Annotated in this window: 17 protein-coding genes and 2 pseudogenes; 3 read left to right on the forward strand and 16 right to left on the reverse strand. The window is 68.4% G+C overall.

Annotated elements, in window-relative coordinates; translation table 11 throughout:
* Window positions 1-2: 2 nt before the first annotated feature.
* The 12 genes and pseudogenes from MUU77_RS05000 to MUU77_RS05055 form a co-directional block, all read right to left on the reverse strand.
* Window positions 3-1,883 (reverse strand): annotated as a pseudogene (locus MUU77_RS05000) (TonB-dependent receptor); the annotation flags it as partial.
* 101 nt (window positions 1,884-1,984) lie between these two features.
* Window positions 1,985-2,437 carry a hypothetical protein gene (locus MUU77_RS05005; protein ID WP_245092254.1) on the reverse strand — a complete coding sequence of 151 codons (453 nt, stop codon included), beginning with the start codon at window positions 2,435-2,437 and terminating at the stop codon, window positions 1,985-1,987.
* Between the two features lie 99 nt (window positions 2,438-2,536).
* Window positions 2,537-3,223 carry a Fe2+-dependent dioxygenase gene (locus tag MUU77_RS05010; RefSeq protein ID WP_245092256.1) on the reverse strand — a complete coding sequence of 229 codons (687 nt, stop codon included), beginning with the start codon at window positions 3,221-3,223 and terminating at the stop codon, window positions 2,537-2,539.
* A 65-nt stretch (window positions 3,224-3,288) separates the two neighbouring features.
* A pseudogene (locus MUU77_RS05015) lies at window positions 3,289-5,621 on the reverse strand (TonB-dependent siderophore receptor).
* Between the two features lie 134 nt (window positions 5,622-5,755).
* Entirely contained in the window at window positions 5,756-6,103 is a 348-nt protein-coding gene (locus tag MUU77_RS05020) for a hypothetical protein (RefSeq protein ID WP_245092258.1), read from the reverse strand.
* A gap of 101 nt (window positions 6,104-6,204) precedes the next feature.
* Entirely contained in the window at window positions 6,205-6,537 is a 333-nt protein-coding gene (locus MUU77_RS05025) for a non-heme iron oxygenase ferredoxin subunit (RefSeq protein WP_245092260.1), read from the reverse strand.
* The gene (locus MUU77_RS05030) at window positions 6,534-7,073 is read right to left on the reverse strand and encodes a GNAT family N-acetyltransferase (RefSeq protein WP_245092262.1); all 540 of its coding nucleotides are present in this window, start codon (window positions 7,071-7,073) and stop codon (window positions 6,534-6,536) included. The genes MUU77_RS05025 and MUU77_RS05030 overlap by 4 nt, the downstream gene beginning before the upstream one ends.
* Before the next feature lie 39 nt (window positions 7,074-7,112).
* Window positions 7,113-8,360: a cysteine desulfurase gene (locus MUU77_RS05035; RefSeq protein WP_245092264.1), complete on the reverse strand. Its 1,248-nt coding sequence runs from the start codon at window positions 8,358-8,360 to the stop codon at window positions 7,113-7,115.
* The gene (gene sufD, locus MUU77_RS05040) at window positions 8,357-9,619 is read right to left on the reverse strand and encodes a Fe-S cluster assembly protein SufD (protein ID WP_245092266.1); all 1,263 of its coding nucleotides are present in this window, start codon (window positions 9,617-9,619) and stop codon (window positions 8,357-8,359) included. The genes MUU77_RS05035 and sufD overlap by 4 nt, the downstream gene beginning before the upstream one ends.
* A complete protein-coding gene (gene sufC, locus MUU77_RS05045; protein WP_245092268.1) occupies window positions 9,619-10,383 on the reverse strand; it encodes a Fe-S cluster assembly ATPase SufC in 765 nt (254 codons plus the stop codon). The genes sufD and sufC overlap by 1 nt, the downstream gene beginning before the upstream one ends.
* Window positions 10,384-10,489: 106 nt before the next feature.
* Window positions 10,490-11,929: a Fe-S cluster assembly protein SufB gene (gene sufB / locus MUU77_RS05050; protein WP_245092280.1), complete on the reverse strand. Its 1,440-nt coding sequence runs from the start codon at window positions 11,927-11,929 to the stop codon at window positions 10,490-10,492.
* Window positions 11,930-11,944: 15 nt separating this feature from the next.
* Window positions 11,945-12,406, reverse strand: a complete 462-nt coding sequence (locus tag MUU77_RS05055) for an SUF system Fe-S cluster assembly regulator (RefSeq protein WP_245092283.1) — start codon at window positions 12,404-12,406, stop codon at window positions 11,945-11,947.
* 206 nt (window positions 12,407-12,612) lie between these two features.
* On the opposite strand from MUU77_RS05055, the gene MUU77_RS05060 reads away from it, so the two are divergent.
* Window positions 12,613-12,804 (forward strand): hypothetical protein, encoded by a 192-nt coding sequence (locus tag MUU77_RS05060; RefSeq protein WP_245092285.1) that lies wholly within the window; start codon window positions 12,613-12,615, stop codon window positions 12,802-12,804.
* A gap of 15 nt (window positions 12,805-12,819) precedes the next feature.
* Here MUU77_RS05060 and MUU77_RS05065 read toward each other — a convergent pair whose 3' ends face one another.
* Entirely contained in the window at window positions 12,820-13,386 is a 567-nt protein-coding gene (locus MUU77_RS05065) for a c-type cytochrome (RefSeq protein WP_245092287.1), read from the reverse strand.
* Between the two features lie 122 nt (window positions 13,387-13,508).
* Here MUU77_RS05065 and MUU77_RS05070 point away from each other — a divergent pair, with 122 nt between their 5' ends.
* Together MUU77_RS05070 and MUU77_RS05075 are read left to right on the forward strand one after the other, a co-directional pair.
* Window positions 13,509-13,982: an SET domain-containing protein-lysine N-methyltransferase gene (locus tag MUU77_RS05070; RefSeq protein WP_245092289.1), complete on the forward strand. Its 474-nt coding sequence runs from the start codon at window positions 13,509-13,511 to the stop codon at window positions 13,980-13,982.
* A 113-nt stretch (window positions 13,983-14,095) separates the two neighbouring features.
* Window positions 14,096-16,315 (forward strand): DUF5916 domain-containing protein, encoded by a 2,220-nt coding sequence (locus MUU77_RS05075; RefSeq protein ID WP_245092292.1) that lies wholly within the window; start codon window positions 14,096-14,098, stop codon window positions 16,313-16,315.
* Window positions 16,316-16,476: 161 nt separating this feature from the next.
* Here MUU77_RS05075 and MUU77_RS05080 read toward each other — a convergent pair whose 3' ends face one another.
* Genes MUU77_RS05080 through MUU77_RS05090 form a run of 3 tightly spaced genes read right to left on the reverse strand, consistent with a single transcriptional unit; the run spans window position 16,477 to window position 17,965 of the window.
* A complete protein-coding gene (locus tag MUU77_RS05080) occupies window positions 16,477-17,034 on the reverse strand; it encodes a DUF1439 domain-containing protein (RefSeq protein WP_245092294.1) in 558 nt (185 codons plus the stop codon).
* A 14-nt stretch (window positions 17,035-17,048) separates the two neighbouring features.
* Complete coding sequence (locus MUU77_RS05085; protein WP_245092296.1) at window positions 17,049-17,621, reverse strand: DUF1439 domain-containing protein; 573 nt, start codon at window positions 17,619-17,621, stop codon at window positions 17,049-17,051.
* 53 nt (window positions 17,622-17,674) lie between these two features.
* Entirely contained in the window at window positions 17,675-17,965 is a 291-nt protein-coding gene (locus MUU77_RS05090; RefSeq protein ID WP_245092298.1) for a helix-hairpin-helix domain-containing protein, read from the reverse strand.
* Window positions 17,966-17,992: the final 27 nt, after the last annotated feature.

Genomic DNA, 17,992 nt, shown 5'->3' on the forward strand with positions numbered 1-17,992 from the left:
TTGATGTTCTGCGCATACGTGGTGTAGCCCAGTTGCGCGTAGTCGCCCAGGTTCGCGCAGGGGTGCACGCCACCGGTCTGCTCGCAGCTCAGGCTGGTTTCGCCGCGCGCGATCTTGTCGTCGAAGTCGTTGCGGAACACCGTGAGGTTGAAGGTGTGCGCGTCGTCGGCCGAGGTCCAGTAGACCGCGATCTCGCTGTTGACGCTGGTCTCGGGCTGCAGGTCCGGGTTGCCGACGAAGGGCGTGGTGCCCTGGCCGCCGAAGCCGGTGATGCCGTCGTACAGGTCCGTGGTCTTGGGCGTCTTGAAGCCGGTGCTGACGCCGCCCTTCAGCGTCCACGCTCCGTCGATGTCCCACACGGCATAGGCGCGCGGACTGAGTTGGCTGCCGAACACGCGGTGATCGTTGTGGCGCAGGCCCAGGGTGATGGTCAGTGCATCGAGCGGATTCCAGTTGTCCTCCGCGAACAGCGACCACATCCTGTGTTCCTGCACGGTGCCACCGCCGTCGCCGCCGCCTTCCATGCCGAACACGCCATCTTCCAGTTCACCGTCGATCAGCTGGCCGCCGACGACGAAGCGGTGCGCCTGGCCGATGGCGAAATCCAGTTTGGCGTCCAGCGTGTACTGGCGGCTTTCCATGGTGCGCTTCGGTCGCGGAAGGAAGGCGTCCATGGCCAGCTGCTGGCGCTGGGCACGCGTCAGTCCGGCATAGGGGCCGGTGGCGCAGGTAGCGGCGTTGCTGCAGTAGAGGTCCTGGTGCAGCAGTCGCTCGGCGACGGTGAACGGCAGCGTGCGGCCGTGGTTGCCGGTATCGATGTGCGCCAGCGAGACGAAGCTGTCGCCGAAGGCCCACTGGCCGTTGTGGGTGACCGACCACTGGTCGCGGGTGAATTCCTGGTCGGCCGCGTATCCCACCCGTGGCGCCGCGCGCCAGATGCCGTCCAGTCCGTCCACGGTGCCCAGCGGATACGTTTCGGTGCCCAGGTTGTTGATGTACGGCGTGTTGTCGTACACCTGCCTGGACGTGTCGTAGTCGAAGACCACGCTCTGGTTGTCCGCCGGCGTCCAGCTCAGGGTCAGGCCCGCGCTCGTGTTGGTGTTGTCCACGGTCTTGCCGCCGCCGCCGAAGCCCAACGCGCGTTCGAACACGGTGCCGTCCGGCGCGGTGATCGCTTCGTATTCGGGCGTCGAAGCGTCGCGCTCGTACCGCGAACCACGCACGCCCAGGCCCAGGCGATCCCTCACCAGCGGCCCCATCAACATGAAGTCGAAGGTGCTGTCGCTGCCGAAATCGCTGTTCTCCTGGATGCCGTGGCCGAGCGTGGCCGAGCCCTGCCAGCGGTCCGACACCTTGCGCGTGATGATGTTGATCACGCCGCCCAGCGCGTCGGCGCCGTACAGGGTGGACGCCGGCCCGCGGATCACTTCGATGCGCTGGATCATGTCCAGCGGCGGAACATGGTTGAACTGGTTTCCGCCGAACGAGTTGGGGTAGATGTCGCCGTGGTTGTTCTGGCGCTTGCCGTCTATGAGGATCAGCGTGTAGTCCGGACCCATGCCGCGGATGCTGATGGTCTTCTGGCCGGTCTTGTCCGAGGTTTCGCCGACGTCCACGCCTTCCAGGTCGCGCACGGCGTCGATCAGGGTGAGGTAGGGGCGCTGGCGCAGCTCCTCCGCGGCGATCACGCTGATGCTGGCGGGCGCGTCGGTGATCTTCTGCTCGAAGCCGGAGGCGGTGACGACGACGGTGTCGAGGGTGCTGGCGTCGGCGGCATCGGGCAGGGGGATTGCGATGGCGGGAGCGGCGGCGATGGACAGCAGGGCAAGGGCAAGGCGGTTGCGGCGCAGCGAGGCGCGCACGGACGTACGGATGACGTTCATGGGATCCGGAAAGAAGTTGGCAGCAGGGTCCCGTCGCGCGGTCGCGCGGTCGCGCGATCGGAAGAAGGCAGCGTCCTGGATCGGGCGGGCAGGGGAGCGGATCAGGCGGCGGGAGGTGCCTGGCCGTGATGCAGGATCAATGACGGATCGAGGCGGCGCAGGGCGCCAGAGGCGTCTGGCATGCCCGGGTTCGGTTGCGGACGGGAATGTCGCGGCCGTGACGAAGGCAGGAGCGAGACGGAGTGGCGGGCATGTCCTGGCGCGCGGGTGCTTTGCACTTTCAGGGCGGTCAGCCGCGCCTTTTTTGCGGGGACGTCGCGATGGCGCTCCTCGCGCGCTCCCCCGGCGTGGCCGCGGGATTCCCTTGCGACCAGCGCGGGTGTCGTCTGTGCAGCGGCAACCGCCCGACCCGTGCCGGATGGAACCGGCAAGCGGAAACCCAGCAGCACGGACAGAGCGATCACGACGGCCGCGATGCCGAGCGCCGACCGCCAGCGGGTGCGTGCCGGTCCCTGTGCGTGCAGGCCGGAAAGGTTGTCAGACGGCTGGTTCAAGAAGGTCCCCGGGGCACGCCATGCAGGCGGGCCAGCGCGGGACATTCTAAATGAGAATACTTATCAAGTGCAAACAAGGTCGGCTCTTGTTTGGCTGGTTCAGGTCTCCGCCCACTGCCTGAGGAGGTTGTGGTACACGCCGGTCAGCTGGACCAGGGCGGCATGCTCGGGCACGTCCGCTGTCAGGCGGCGGATGGACAGGTCGAGTTCGAACATCAGCCGGCGGCGACCGTCGTCGCGCACCATGCTCTGCATCCAGAAGAACGACGCCACGCGCGCGCCGCGGGTCACCGGCGTCACCTTGTGCAGGCTGGTGCCCGGATACAGGACCATGTGGCCGGCGGGCAGCTTCACGCGCTGCGTGCCGAAGGTGTCCTCGATGACGAGTTCGCCGCCGTCGTAGTCTTCCGGCGCGCTCAGGAACAGCGTGGCGGACAGGTCCGTGCGGATGGGGTCCACGCCGCCGCGGCTGCGGTCGTAGCGGACTGCGTTGTCCACGTGGTAGCCGAACGACTGGCCCCCGCCGTAGCGGTTGAACAGCGGCGGATAGATGCGCTTGGGCAGCGCCGCGGAGAAAAAGGTGCTGTTGCGCGACAGTGCGTCCAGGATCAGTGCGCCGACGTCACGGGCCGCGGGCGAATCTTCCGGCAGTTGGGCATTGTCCTTGGCCTTGGCCGACTGGTAGCCCGCGGTGATGCGCCCGTCCGCCCAGTCGGCGGCGTCGAGAAGCGCGCGTGCCTGCGCGACCTGTTCCGGCGTCAACACCTCGGGGATGGCGAGCAGCATGGTCGATGACCTCGAATGGAGCACCCTGCCCATTGTGCATGGGCAGGGTGCCGGCGGTGCCTGCCTCAGAAGCGGAACGTGGCCGTCAGCACCGCCGAGCGGCCTTCGCCGGGATTGGCCCAGCCGTTGCCGGCGGTGACTGCGCCTGCGGCATCGACGGTCAGGTTGTTGCGGATGCCGGTGTAGTACTCCTCGTCGAACAGGTTGCTGACGTTGAGCTGCAGGCCGATCCGCTGGCTGATCCGGTAACCGACCATGGCGCGATGGACCCAGTAGGCGTCCGTCTTCCGGTACACGGCCTCGTTCGTGTTGTTCGGATAGAACGAACCCTGGTAGGTCGCGCCGTAGCCGAAGGTCCAGTCGCCCAGTGCGTAGGTGGTCCACAGGCTGGCCGCGTGGCGCGGCGTCTGGGTCAGTTCGCGGCCCTTGACCGGGTCGCTCGCGGCTTCGTCTGCCGCGTTCTGCAGCACTTCGCTGTCCAGGAAGGTGTAGTTGGCGAACACCGCCCACTCGCGGGTGATGTTGCCGGCCACGCCCAGCGCGACGCCATCCACGCGGGCCTTGCCGTCGAGCACCTGCTCCGGCTCCGCCGGATCGGCGCTGGCCACCTTGTAGTTCTGGCGCTCGTTGCGGAACAGCGCCGCGGTCAAGGCCAGGCGGTTCTCCAGCACGTCCCACTTGGCGCCCAGCTCGATGTTGACGGCGGTCTCGGGATCCACGTTGCAGGTGTTGGCGTTGCAGGCGCCGTTGACCGATGTCTTCGACGGTGTCCTGCTGTTGGCGTAGGACAGGTAGACGCTCGCATTGTCCATCGGCTTGTAGACCAGGCCGGCGCGGTACGAGAACAGGTCGTCTTCGTTCTCGAAGCGGTTGCTCACCCCGGTGATCCGGCCATCGGTCACGCCATAGGTGACCGTGTCGCCCTCGTTGTGTTCGTAACGCGCACCCAGGTTCAACAGCCAGCGTTCGCCGAACTTCAACGTGTCGAACACATACAGGGCCTGGTTCTCCAGGCTGCCCTCGGTGCGGCCGGTGCGGACGAAGTTCCTCGGGCCCGTCCAGACGTTGTAGGGGTTGTCCAGGTCCTGCAGCGGATAGTTGGCGTTGTTGTTGGCGAGTTCGCTGCCGTCCGCATTGCGGAAGCCGGAGCCGCTGTCGAGTTCGAAATCCTCCTTGCTGAACGACACGCCGACGACGACATCGTGGCCTACCCTGCCGGTATCGAAGCCGATCGTCAGGTCCGTCTGGCTGTGCGCGATGAAGTTCTCGGTATCGCGGACGAGGCCGCGCGGGCCGCCGGTCGGGGACCAGGTGCCGGGTGGCTGGACGGTGCCGGCGGGGACGCCCGGACCGGCCGGCAGGGTTGCGCAGGCCCCCCCGTGTAGGGATTGGTGCCGTTCGCCAGGCACCATGTGCCCTGCAGTGCGGTGGCGTTGGTGTACTGCTCCACGCGCTGCAGGCGCGCGAGGCTGCGCAGGCCGACGCGGTCGCCGAAGTCCATCTCCAGCACGCCGGTCAGCATGTCCACGTCGCTTTCCTGGCGCGAGGTGTTGCGGTAGCCGAAATAGGTTTCGCGATCCACGCCGGGCAAGGGGCCGTCGTTGGACGGGCTGAGCGCAAAGGGCACGCCATACTGCGGCATGTTGTTGTCGTGCTGGTGCAGGTAGCTCAGGGTGAAGCGGGTGTCCGAACCCAGGCCGAACGCGATGGAGGGCGCGAAGCCCCAGCGGTGCTTGAACTCCTCGTCGCGGCCCGGGACGTCCTGGGTGTGTCCCATGGCGTTCAGGCGCACGGCGACGCCGTTCTCGAAGTCGAAGTTGCTGTCGGCGGTCACCCGGCCGTAGTTGTCGGTGCCTGCGCCGACGGTGAACGTGCTGAAGTCGCCTTCGCGCGCGGCCTTGCTGACCAGGTTGATGGTGCCGCCGACCGAACCGGCACCGGACATGGCCGAGTTGGCGCCGTTGACCAGTTCGATCGATTCCAGGTTGAAGGTGTCGCTGCGCGTGTACTGCGCGCTGTCGCGCACGCCATCGGTGGTGATGTCGCTGCTGGCGGTGAACCCGCGCAGGTTGATGCTGTCGCCGTAGCCGCCGCCGCCTTCGCCCGCGCCGAAGGTGATGCCGGGCAGCGTGCTCAGCACGTCCTTCAGGCCCAGCAGGTTCTGCTGCGCCATGACCTCGCTCGTCACCACGGTGATGGTCTGCGGCGTGTCGACCAGGGCCTCGGTGTACTTGGGCGAACTGGCCTTCCGCACGCGCTCACCGTGCACTTCCACGGTGTCCAGTTCCTTGGCCTGCATGGCGGCGTCGGCGGGGGCATCGCCGACCGGCGCCGCAAGTGCGGGGGTGGCGATCGTCATCAGCAGGGCGGTGGCGAGCGGGGAAGGGCGAAGGTTCATGGACATCCTCGGGTGTTTGGATGGACCCGGTGGCGATGGCTGCGGGACTGGAAGGGAAACGGAAGGCATGCGCGCCCTCTGCGGCATGGGGCGTGCAGGCACGCGCCGCGGCGGGGCGGGTGGCGCGGGGTGCGTCAGCGCGGTGGGCCGCGCCCGCTGTAGGCGTGGTGCCGTGTGCGCGGATCCACCGTCGCGGGCGGGGTGCGTTCGCGCGCGGCGCCGGCAGGCGCGCAGACAGCGGCAGGCGCGTGGCCTGTCGCCGGGTCGTACTCGGCTGTCGCCGGCACGGCGGCATGCAGGCCAGGGCGGTCGGCCGCCGTCAGCGTGGGATCGGCCTTCGCCGCAGCCTGGCTCGACGCAGCGCTGACGCTATGGCCCGCCAGGGCGGGAACGACGGCCAACATCATGCCCGCGGACGACACCAGCCCTGCCAGGAGCAGGCTGGCGAACGTCGACAGGAAGGGACGGAATGCGCGCGGCACCGGAAGCCTCGGAGGGGGCGGGCTGCGACAACCTGCCGCAGGGCTGCGACAGGATAATGAGAATGATTTGCGGTTACAACAGGAGGGCGCGTGGGCCGGGCTCAGTCCCGGTCGTCCCGGGTCCAGATGCCGCCGTGCTCCAGCCGCACCGGAAACTTGGCCACCGGCGAGTAGGCCGGCGCGCACAGGGCACGGCCGTCGCGGACATCGAAGCGCGCCCCGTGCAGGACGCATTCGATGCTGGCGTCCGCCGGATCGAAGTGGCCGGAGGACAGTTCGAAGTCCTCATGGCTGCACTTGTCTTCCAGGGCGTACAACTCGCCGTCGTGGTTGACGACCACGATGGGCGTGCCGGTGACCTCGTCGAAGACGGTCTTCATTTCCCCGGGCAGCAGCTCACCGGTGGCGCAGACGAACGTCCAGGCCTCGCTCATGCGGTCGCTCCTGCCAGCGGCTTTTCCAGCACCTCGAAACGCAGGTCGTCGCGCCTGGGGATGCCGTAGCGCTCGTCGCCATAGGGGAAAGGCTTCTTGATGCCGGTGCGTGTGTAGCCGCGGCGCTCGTAGAACGCGATCAGTTCGTCGCGCAGGTCGATCACGGTCATGCGCATGACCGGCAGCCGCCACTCCTCGCCGGCGATGCGTTCGGCTTCGGCGAGCACGGCCTTGCCCACGCCGCCGCCCTGCAGATCGGGGCGTACAGAGAACATGCCGAAGTAGCCCGCGCCCTCTTCCTCGGCCACGTGCGCGCATGCCAGCAGGACGCCGGCGCGCTCGGCGACCACGATGCGGCTGCGCCCGCGGTCGATGTCGCGCGCCAGCACATCGGGGTCGATGCGCTGGCCGTCCAGCATGTCGGCTTCGGTCGTCCAGCCCTGCCGGCTGACGTCGCCGCGGTAGGCGGAAGTGACCAGGGCGACCAGGGCCGGGATGTCGGCGTGGGTGGCGCGGCGGAAGCTGAGGGTATCCATGCCGCCCATTGTAGGGCGACTGCGGGCATGCCCGCAGCGTCAGGCCAGCAGGGTGCGCGCCTTCTTCAGGGCCGCGACGAAGGCGTCCACTTCCTCATGCGTGTTGTAGAACGCGAACGAGGCCCGCAGCGTGGCGGCGACGCCGTAGAACTGCAGCAGCGGGTGCGCGCAGTGCTGGCCGGAACGCACGGCGACGCCTTGCAGGTCCAGCAGCGTGGCAAGGTCGTGCGCATGCGCGCCGTCGATCAGGAACGAGATCACCGCCGCCTTCTCGGGCGCGCGGCCGACGATGCGCAGGCCGTCGATCCGGTCCAGTTCCTCGGTGGCATGCGCCAGCAGTTCGGCTTCGCGGGCTTCCACGTGCGCCATGCCCACGGCGTCCAGGTAGTCCACCGCCGCGCCCAGCCCGATGAAGCCGGCGATGTTGGGCGTGCCGGCCTCGAACTTGTGCGGCGGGTCGTTGAACACGGTGCCGTCGAAACTGACTTCCTTGATCATCTCGCCGCCGCCGATGAAGGGCGGCATGGCCTGCAGGTGTTCCCTGCGTGCCCACAGCGCACCGGTGCCGGTGGGGCCGCACATCTTGTGGCCGGTGAACGCATAGAAGTCGCACCCGATGGCGGCGATGTCGACCGCGCGGTGCGGCACCGCCTGCGAGCCGTCCACCACGGTGACGATGCCGCGCTTGCGGGCCTCGCGGCAGATCTCGCGCACCGGGTTGACCGTGCCCAGCACGTTGGAGGTATGGGTGATGGCCAGCAGCTTCACCTCGCCGGTCATCGCGGCGTGCAGCGCGTCCAGGTCGAGCGTGCCGTCGGCGTGGATCTCCGCCACCCGGATCGTCGCGCCGGTACGCTGGGCCACCAGCTGCCATGGCACGATGTTGGCGTGGTGCTCCATGCGGGACACCAGGATGATGTCGCCCGCCTTCAGGCGGGGCAGCGCCCACGAGTACGCCACCAGGTTGATCGCGAACGTGGTGCCGCTGCACAGCACCAGCTCATCGGCGCGCACGTTGAGGAAGCGCGCCAGCTTCCTGCGCGCGCCCTCGTACGCGTCCGTCGCCTCGGTGCCCAGCGTGTGCACGGCGCGGCTGACGTTGGCGTTGTGCAGGCGGTAGAAGTCATCGACCGCCTGGATCACCGATGCCGGCTTCTGGCCTGTATTGGCGCTGTCCAGATAGATCAGCGGCTTGCCGTTCACCTGCCGCGCCAGCAGCGGGAAGTCTCCGCGCACGCGCGCCCAGTCGACGGAGGTGCCGGCGCCAGGCAGGGCTTCGCGGTTCATGGCGCCTCCAGCGCCGCCAGCGCGGCGTCCACCCGGGCGAGCAGCGCCTCGCGCACGCCGGCATGCGCGATGACGCCCAGCGGTTCGCGGCAGAATGCGGCGGTCAGCAGCTGCCGGGCTTCGGCCTGGGTCAACCCGCGCGAGCGCAGGTAGAACAGGGCGTTGGCGTCGAGCTGCCCGACCGTGGCGCCATGGGCGGCCTTCACTTCGTCGGCGTGGATCTCCAGCACGGGCTGGGTGTCGATCTCGGCGTTGTCCGACAGCAGCAGGTTCTTGTTGGACAGTGCGGCGTCGGTGCCATCCGCGCCCTCGCGGATCAGGATGCCGCCATGGAAGACCGCGCGCGCGCGGCCCGCGCCGAGCCCGCGCCAGGTCAGTCCGCAGGCGGTGTCGCGGCCGATGTGGTCGATGCCCAGCCGGGTATCGATGTGCCGGCGGCCACCGGCCAGCAGCACGCCGTTCGCCGTCAGGCGCGCGTTGTCGCCCTCCAGGCGAACGTTGAGTTCGTGGCGCGACAGCGCGGCCCCCAGTTCCAGGTCGACGCGCCGGTAGTCGGCATCGCGCGCCAGCACCGCATCGGTACGCAGCAGCGAGGTTGCGCGCTCGCCCTCGGCCTGGACGCGTGCGTGCGACAGGGTCGCGCCCTTGGCCAGGTGCACGTGGCTCAGGGCATTGATGAAGTGCGCGTGCGGCGTGGCGGCGAAGTGATGCTCCACCACCGTCAGCGCGGCGCCTGCCCGCAGCTCGATCAGATTGCGCAGGTGCCAGGCACGGTCGGCGCCGTCCTCGGTGCCGATGAACACCAGGTGCAACGGCTGTTCGCTGCGCACGTCGGCCTCGGCGCGCAGCAGCAGGCCTTCGGTCGCCAGTGCGGCGTTGAGCCGGGCGAAGACCTCGTCGGAGCGCTCGAAGCGGCGCTGCAGGAAGCGCGCCGCATCGCCGCCCTCGGCCAGCGCCTCGGACAGCAACTGCAGGCTGACGCCATCGGGCAGGTCGGTGGTCAGCGACAGCGCCACCGAGTAGCGCCCGTTGACGAAGACCGCGCGCGGCGCCGGGATATCGGCCAGCAGCAACGGGTCCAGCGACGGCAGCGCGTCGACGGCAGCGAAGCTGCGGCGCTCCAGCTGCCGCAGCGAGGTGTACTTCCACGCCTCGGTACGCGGGCCGGGCAGGCCGTCGCGCAGCGCTTCGTCCAGCACGCTGCGGCGGGCGGCGTCGCCATGGAAAGTGGCCGACAGGGAATCCAGCAACGCGCTCATCAGGCGGCCTGCTCCGGGGCGACCCGGTCCTTGATCCATGCATAGCCGTGCTGTTCCAGCTCCAGCGCCAGTTCCGGGCCGCCGGTCTCCACGATGCGGCCGCCGGCCAGCACGTGCACCACGTCCGGCTTGATGTAGTCGAGCAGGCGCTGGTAATGGGTGATGACCACGAAGGCGCGGTCCGGCGAACGCAGCGCATTGACGCCATCGGCGACGTTCTTCAGCGCGTCGATGTCCAGGCCGCTGTCGGTCTCGTCCAGGATCGCCAGCTTCGGCTCCAGCACGGCCAGCTGGAAGATCTCGTTGCGCTTCTTCTCGCCGCCGCTGAAGCCTTCGTTGACGCCACGGTGCAGCAGCTCGTCCTTCAGGTGCAGCACGGCCAGCTTCTCGCGCACCAGCTTGAGGAACTGCATGGAATCCAGTTCCGCCTCGCCGCGCGCCTTGCGCTGGGCGTTGAGCGCGGCGCGCAGGAAATAGGTGTTGTTCACGCCCGGGATCTCGACCGGGTACTGGAACGCCAGGAACACGCCAGCGGCGGCGCGCGCTTCCGGTTCCAGTTCCAGCAGCGGCCTGCCTTCGAACTCCACCGTGCCGGCGGTGACCTCATAGCCCTCGCGGCCGGCCAGGATGTTGCCCAGCGTGGACTTGCCGGCGCCGTTGGGGCCCATGATGGCGTGCACTTCGCCGGGCTTCACCTCCAGCGAAAGACCCTTGAGGATGTCCTTGCCGGCGACGCGGGCGTGGAGGTTGTCGATCTTGAGCATGTGATTAGTGGTTTGTCATTTGTGATGGGTCGGAGACACCCGGAGGGATTCATGGGTGGGCGGAATCCGGCGTATCGCCAGTCCCGGGTCGCGGATCACCGCGCCGTTATCCCACGCTGCCTTCCAGCGACACTTCCAGCAGCTTCTTGGCCTCCACCGCGAACTCCATCGGCAGTTCGCGGAAGACCTGCTTGCAGAAACCGTCGACGATCATGCTGACGGCGTCTTCCTGGCCGATGCCGCGGGCGCGGCAGTAGAACAGCTGGTCGTCGCTGATCTTGGAGGTGGTGGCCTCGTGTTCCAGCGTGGCGGTGGGATTCTTCACTTCGATGTAGGGGAAGGTGTGCGCCCCGCATTTCTTGCCGATCAGCAGGCTGTCGCACTGGGTGTAGTTGCGCGCGCCGTCGGCGTTGCGGTCCACCTTCACCAGGCCGCGGTAGGTGTTCTGGCCACGGCCGGCGCTGATGCCCTTGCTGACGATCTTGGACTTGGTGCGCTTGCCCACGTGGATCATCTTGGTGCCGGTATCGGCCTGCTGGCGGTGGTGGGTCAGCGCGACCGAGTGGAACTCGCCCACCGAGTCGTCGCCCAGCAGCACGCAGGACGGGTACTTCCAGGTGATCGCCGAGCCGGTCTCCACCTGCGTCCAGGTCACCTTGCTGCGCGCACCGCGGCACTCGGCGCGCTTGGTGACGAAGTTGTAGATGCCGCCGCGGCCTTCCTCGTCGCCCGGGTACCAGTTCTGCACCGTGCTGTACTTGATCTCGGCGTCTTCCAGCGCCACCAGCTCGACCACCGCGGCGTGTAGCTGGTTCTCGTCGCGCATCGGCGCGGTGCAGCCTTCCAGGTAGGAGACGTAGGCCTTGTCCTCGCAGACGATCAGCGTGCGCTCGAACTGGCCGGTATGGCCGGCGTTGATGCGGAAATAGGTGCTCAGCTCCATCGGGCAACGCACGCCCCTGGGGATGAAGACGAAGCTGCCGTCGGAGAACACCGCCGAATTCAGCGCGGCGAAATAGTTGTCGCCCACCGGCACCACGGTGCCCAAGTACTGCTTCACCAGCTCGGGGTGCTCGTGGATGGCCTCGGACATCGAGCAGAAGATGATGCCCTTCTCGGCCAGTTCCTTGCGGAAGGTGGTGCCGACGGAGACGGAGTCGAACACCGCGTCCACCGCCACGCCGGCCAGCTTGGCGCGTTCGTGCAGCGGCACGCCCAGCTTGTCGTAGGTGTCCAGCAGTTCCTGCGGCACCTCGTCCAGCGAGGCGTATTTCGCCTTCGGCGCGCTGTAGTAGCTGATGGCCTGGAAATCGATGGGGCCGATCTTCAGCTTGGCCCAGTGCGGCACCGGCATGGTCAGCCAGTGGCGGTAGGCGGCCAGGCGCCATTCGGTCATCCATTCCGGCTCGTTCTTCTTCGCCGACAGGGCGCGGACGACGTCCTCGTCCAGGCCCGGCGGCAGCGAATCGGATTCGATGTCGGTGATGAAGCCGGCGTCGTAGCGACGTCCCAGCTGTTCCAGGATTTCAGCGTTCTCGGTGGCCATGGGGCTGCCTGCGGTTCAGCGGGTGGCGACCTGCACGGCGATGGGTCGCCTGCGCACGTCGTCGGAAGAGGAGGGGGTAGGGGCGATCATCTGCGCCAAGGTGAAACCGCGCAGGGCGTCGGCCACCACATCGTTGATCAGGCGCCAGTTGGCGCGCGCGCCGCACTGGTGGGCGATGCCGCACTGGCTCTCGCTCTGGCTGCATTCGGTCATCGCCAGCGGTCCTTCCATGGCCTCGACGATCTGGATCAGGCTGATGTCGGCCGCGTCGCGGCTCAGGCGGTAGCCGCCGTGCACGCCGCGCAGGCCTTCGACCAGCCCGGCCTGCGCCAGCGGCTTCAGCACCTTGCTGACGGTCGGCGTTTCCAGGCCGGAATGCTCGGCCAGGTCGGACGCACTGAGGATCTCGCCCGGGCGGGCGGCGAGCACGGTCAGGACGACGGTGGCGTAATCGGTCAGCTTGGTGACGCGGAGCATGGGGCGGGCAATCCATAAAACGTACCGAAATTGTACGCTTTTGGTCCGCCGGGCTCAAATGCGGGGATTTTCCCCGTTCAGGCCGGTGCCGCGAGGTTGACGGATGTCACCCGCGACGGCTGACGGCTGCGACTGATGCGGCCGTCGGCGTGCAGGGAAGATGGCCGTCGTCCACTCCGGACGGCCTCTTTCCCAGGATCCGCACCATGAACACCTCCCACGCCTCTTCCGCTTCGTCCGCCCGCGGCCTGGACCAGGGTTTCGTCTGGCGCGTGCTGCTCGCCCTTGGCGGCGTCTACCTGGCCGTGAAGCTGTTTCGCGGCCTGGGCCAGTTGTTCTGGACCGTCTTCGGCCTGGCGCTGGGCCTGTTCTGGATGTTCGATGGCCACCTCGGGTGAGGTGGCGGTGGGATTTCAGTGTTCCGCTGCGGTGTCGGCCGGCGGGGTGGGCAGCACCAGGCCCAGGTACGGCGCCGGCGGCGTCTGGCCCGGCGGCAGGGCTTCGGGCGCGGGCTGGCCGGCCGCGCCCAGCGAATGGACGAAGCGGTAGATCGCGCGACGGTCTTCTTCGGTCATCGCGCGCACGGCGAAGTCCGGCATCATCGGTCGGGTGCGCAGGTTGGCGCTGTATTCCAGCCATTGCGCCTCGGTCAGCTGCTGCATGCGCAGGCGCAGGTTGCTCGGATAGGTGGTGCCCCACGGACCGTGGAAACCCATCGGCGAACCCACCAGCCAGCCGGCCTTGTCGGTGGTGCCGCCGGATTCGGCATAGCCCGGCGTGTGGCAGTCGTTGCAGCCGGTGGTCCGCACCAGGTATTCGCCCCGGGCCAGCAGGTCGGCGTCGCTGGCCGTGGACGGCGGCGGACGCGAGGTGGTGCGGGTTTCGGAGGGCTGGCAGGCCGACAGGGCAAGGCACAGGGCGGTGGCGAACAGGATCGGGTGGGCGCGCATGAAGGCGGTCGCAATGAGGGGAACGGGCATCGAACGCGCCGCCCTGCACGGACCGGCCACGCGCCCGCGCGGAAGCGTTCAGGCAGCGGAAAGTTGGGAAACGCCGCGCGTTGGGTGAGAATCGTCGCTCCTCCCTCCCGCCGGACCCCCGCATGCCCCGCAAGATCGAAGCCCGCCAATCCGACATCCACGGCAACGGCGTGTTCGCCATCGCACCGATTCAGAAGGGCGAGCGGGTGGTGGAGTACAAGGGCAAGCGCCGCACGCACGAGGAAGTGGACGCCGACGACACCGGCGACGTGGACTCCGGCCATACCTTCCTGTTCACCCTCAACGACGAGTACGTGATCGACGCCAACCACAAGGGCAACAAGGCGCGCTGGATCAACCACAGCTGCGATCCCAACTGCGAAGCGGTGATCGAAGAGCACGACGGCAAGAACCGCAAGAAGGACAAGGTGTTCATCGAGGCCATCCGCGCCATCAAGCCCGGCGAGGAACTGACCTACAACTACGGCATCACCCTGGACGAGCCGCATACCGCGCGCCTGAAGAAGATCTGGGCCTGCCGCTGCGGCAGCAAGAAGTGCACGGGCACGATGCTGCAGCCCAAGAAAGGGCGCTGACCTTCACCAGGCACGGATGCCGCGGGATGCCGGAAGGTTGAAATGACCGAAGGCAGGTGTGGCATGCGCGCCGCCTCGATACCGTGCGCGCTCCGGACCACCACCCGCCCGCCATGACCTTGACCCGATTCGCCGGCCTGCTCGTGCTGGCCCTGCCTTGCGCCACGGCCCAGGCCGTCGAGATCGACGGCCGCATCCACCCCGCCGAATGGCAGGACGCGCAGCACGTGGCCGGCTTCCGCAAGACCCAGCCGCTGACCGGCGAACCGGGCTCGCTCGCCACCGAGGCCTGGGTGCTCGCCACTCCGGACGGCCTGGCCATCGCGTTCCGCAACACCCAGCCGCCGCACGTGCCGCGCACGCGGCAGAAGGTGCAGCGCGACTTCGACGAACAGGTCGACCGCGTCAACGCCTTCGTCGATTTCGACGGCGACGGCCGCACCGGTTATGCCTTCACCGTCAGTTCCACCGGCGGCATCGCCGACGAGATCATCACCAACGAGAACCAGTTCAGCGACGACTGGGACGGCCAATGGCGGCACGCGGTCGCCGAGGATGCGCAGGGCTGGTCGGTCGAGCTGCTGGTTCCGTGGCATACCGCGCCGATGCGCGACGGCACGGACGGGCAGCGCACGCTGAAGGTGTTCCTGGCCCGCGTGATCGGCTCCACCGGCGAGCGCATGGCCTGGCCGCAGGCCAGCTTCGAGCGCCCGCGCTTCCTGTCCGACTTCGCCGCCATCACGGTGCCGCAGTACGACCAGTCGCTGCTCGCGCTGACGCCCTACGTGTCCGGGCTGTACGACGACGTGGGCGGGCGCAGCGATTTCAACGGCGGCGCGGACATCTTCTGGAAGCCCAACGGGCGCTTCCAGCTGTCGGCCACGGTCAATCCCGACTTCGGCCAGGTGGAGGCGGACGACCTGGTGGTGAACTTCAGCGCCACCGAGACCTTCATCAGCGACAAGCGTCCGTTCTTCACCGAGAACCAGGGCATCTTCGAGCTGACCACGCCGTCGGACGACAGCCAGCAGCTGTACACGCGCCGCGTGGGCAGTACCGGCGACATCACCGCGGCGGTGAAGTTGAACGGCAGCCTGGGCAGGGCCAACTTCGGCCTGTTCTCCGCCGACGAGGATGGCGCCAGCGGGCGCCGTTACCACGCGCTGCGGCTGGTGCGCGATTTCGACACGCAGAACCTGGGCGCCATGCTGACCCGCGTCGACGATCCCGGGCGCGACCGCGAGGCCAGCGTGCTGGGGGTGGACCACAACTGGCGGCCGAGCGCGCGCTGGAACATCCGCACGCGCCTGCTGGGCAGCCGCATCCACCAGGCCGGCGACGCGCAGCAGGACTACGGCGCCACCGTCTGGGCCGACTACGAGATGGACCACGGCTGGCGCCAGCAGTGGATCGCCATGCATTTCGGCAACGACCTGCAGCTCAACGACTTCGGCTACCTGTCGCGCAACAGCACCAACTACCTGCACTGGGAGGCGCGCAAGCGCTTCACCGGCCTGCCGGAGGCGTCGCGCTATGCGTCCAAGGACTGGCGCTGGCGCGTCAGCAGCAGCCACAACAACCACGGCGAGAAGCTCAACGACCAGTTCCGCATGAGCCGCGAAGGCCAGCTGCGCGACGGCAGCTACGAGTATGCGCAGATCAACGTCAACAGCGCGGGGATCAGCGACACGCTGCTGCGCGGCAACGGCATCGTGCGCCTGCCGGCCAACACCAATGCGTATTTCGAGTACGAACGCCCGCGCAAGGGCAACTGGGCGCATGAAGTCGAGGTGGAAGCCTTCGGCGGCGGCCTGGCGGGCAACCGCAAGCTGGGCTCGGCCTTCTGGTATGGCGCCACGTATTTCATCAACGATGCCTTCAGCCTCAACGCGGGCCTGAACGTCGTCAGGCGCCCGGACTGGCTGATCTGGCAAGGCGCCGCGCAGGGCGACCTGGTGGGCGCATTCGACGGCCGCGAGACCAAGCTGCGCGCCGGCCTGGACTGGAACATCGACCCACGGCAGGAGCTTCGCGTGAAGCTGGAAGCGATCGCCATCAGCGCGCGCGTACACGATGCCTGGCGCTTCGATCCGTCCGGACATGCCATCGCCGCCCGCGATCCGGTGGACGATTTCAACGTGCGCAACCTGGGCTTCCAGGTGCGCTACCGCTACGAGCTCGCCCCGCTGTCCTACTTGTACGTGGTGTACGCCCGCGGCGGCTATGAGCAGCTGGCCGGGACGGAAGGCACCGACGAGGCGCTGCGCGACAGCTTCAGCCTGCGCAACGACGAGCAGCTGGTGGTGAAGCTGAGCTACCGCTTCGAACTGTAACGGCACCGCCCGGAAGCCGATGCGGTGCTGCCGGCCCGTCCACCGGGCGGCCACGCGCCCGCAGTGCGGACCTTTCCCCGCTTCTCTTCACGGCATGGGCGGCCCGGGCCGGAGGGCAGTCGAGCAGGCTCGACGGCACGCGTGCATGCGGGGTGGTGGGCTCAGCGTGCCGGGTCCGCCGGCAACTGCAGTTCCACGTGGCCATCGCGGATCCGCAGCGAATCGGCCGTCAGCGTGCCGGGCAACTGCGCCAGGTCATCGGCGCTCAACCGGTACAACGGACGCGTGCGGGCGTACTCGCGGATCAGGTCCTGCAGTACGTCGCGCGAGCCGCCGGGCAGGCCGCGCCCGCCCGCGCCGGACCCCAGGTGCTCCAGTTGCGGATCCACCAGGTGCAGGCCGCGCGTGCCGGGGTCGTAGCGCAGGCCGCTGCTGACGGTCACGTTGCCGTATTCCAGGCGCTCGCCGGTGGCCAGGGCGATGTCGTAGTTCATCTGCAAGTGCACGCGCTCGCCGGGCTGCGGGATGCTGACGCCCGGATCGCTCAGGGTCAACGATGCGAAACCCTCCAGCAACGATTCCTGCAGCGGAAAGCCGGCGCGCGCGGCGGTCTGCAGCTGTCCGGCATCGAACCGCAGTACCGGAGGCGTGGCCGCCGATGCCAGGACAGGCGCGGCCAGGAAGGCGAGCAGGGCAAGGCGGGCCAAGAGCGGCTTCATCATGGTGTCGTCTCTCACTGCAGGGGGATGACCACGTGGCCGCCTTCGATCCGCGGCGCGCCGATCTGCTTGCTGGCCGGCAGGCGACGCAGCACGTCGCTGTCGATCCTGTAGACCGGCTCGCTGCGCGCATATTCCTGCAGCACGGTGTTGACCAGCTGGCGGGTGCCGCCGGACATCAGCGAGCCCGCGCCGGGCACGTCCACGGAGAGGATTTCCGGGTTGTCCAGGTGCAGGCCACGGGTGGCAGGGTCGTAGCGCAGGCGGCTGGCCAGCGCGAAGTGCCCGCGGCTGACATCGCGCGCACCCAGGGCGCTCACGCCGATGTCGAAGTCCAGGCGCAGCCGGTCGTCGCCGGAGGGGATGCTGAGGCGCGGGTTGGTCAGCGTGGCGGACACCAGGCCCCCCAGCTTGTCGAACTCGCGCGGGAAGCTCTGGTTGAGATAGCGCTGCAATTGCGGCTGGGTGAAGTTGATCTGGTTGCCCAGCAGGCCGGTGACCGCATTGATCGTGCTGCAACCCGCCAGCGCGAGCGTGGCGCCGGCGGCAAGGGCGAGGGTGAAGAACTGGCGTCGTGTGCGGCGCATGGCGGGCTCCGGGAGGCGTCGGCGCACCATAGCCGGGCGTGCCTGTCCGGACGCTAACCGGCGGGGTCGGCGAAATGCCGCTTGCGTTCGGCGGTGTAGTGCCACCACGGCGTGGGCGCGCCGCCTTCCATGAACCGCACGGCGGCGATGAAGCAGTCGCACAGGCAGGGGTCGTGGCGCTGGCCGGTGGCGGCGTTCACCCGTTCGTACAGGGCATACGGGTCCTGGCGCACCAGCGCCTGTGGCGTGGCGATCCCGATGCCGCGCAGGTCGCCGGCGATGGACGGCCCGATGTTGGGGATGTCCTCGAGGGTGGCGGCTTCGGCGGCATGGCGGGCCTTCATCGCACGGAGTCTACCCCCGCCACGTCG

It is taken from the genome of Pseudoxanthomonas sp. F37 (assembly GCF_022965755.1).
Lineage (GTDB): Bacteria > Pseudomonadota > Gammaproteobacteria > Xanthomonadales > Xanthomonadaceae > Pseudoxanthomonas_A.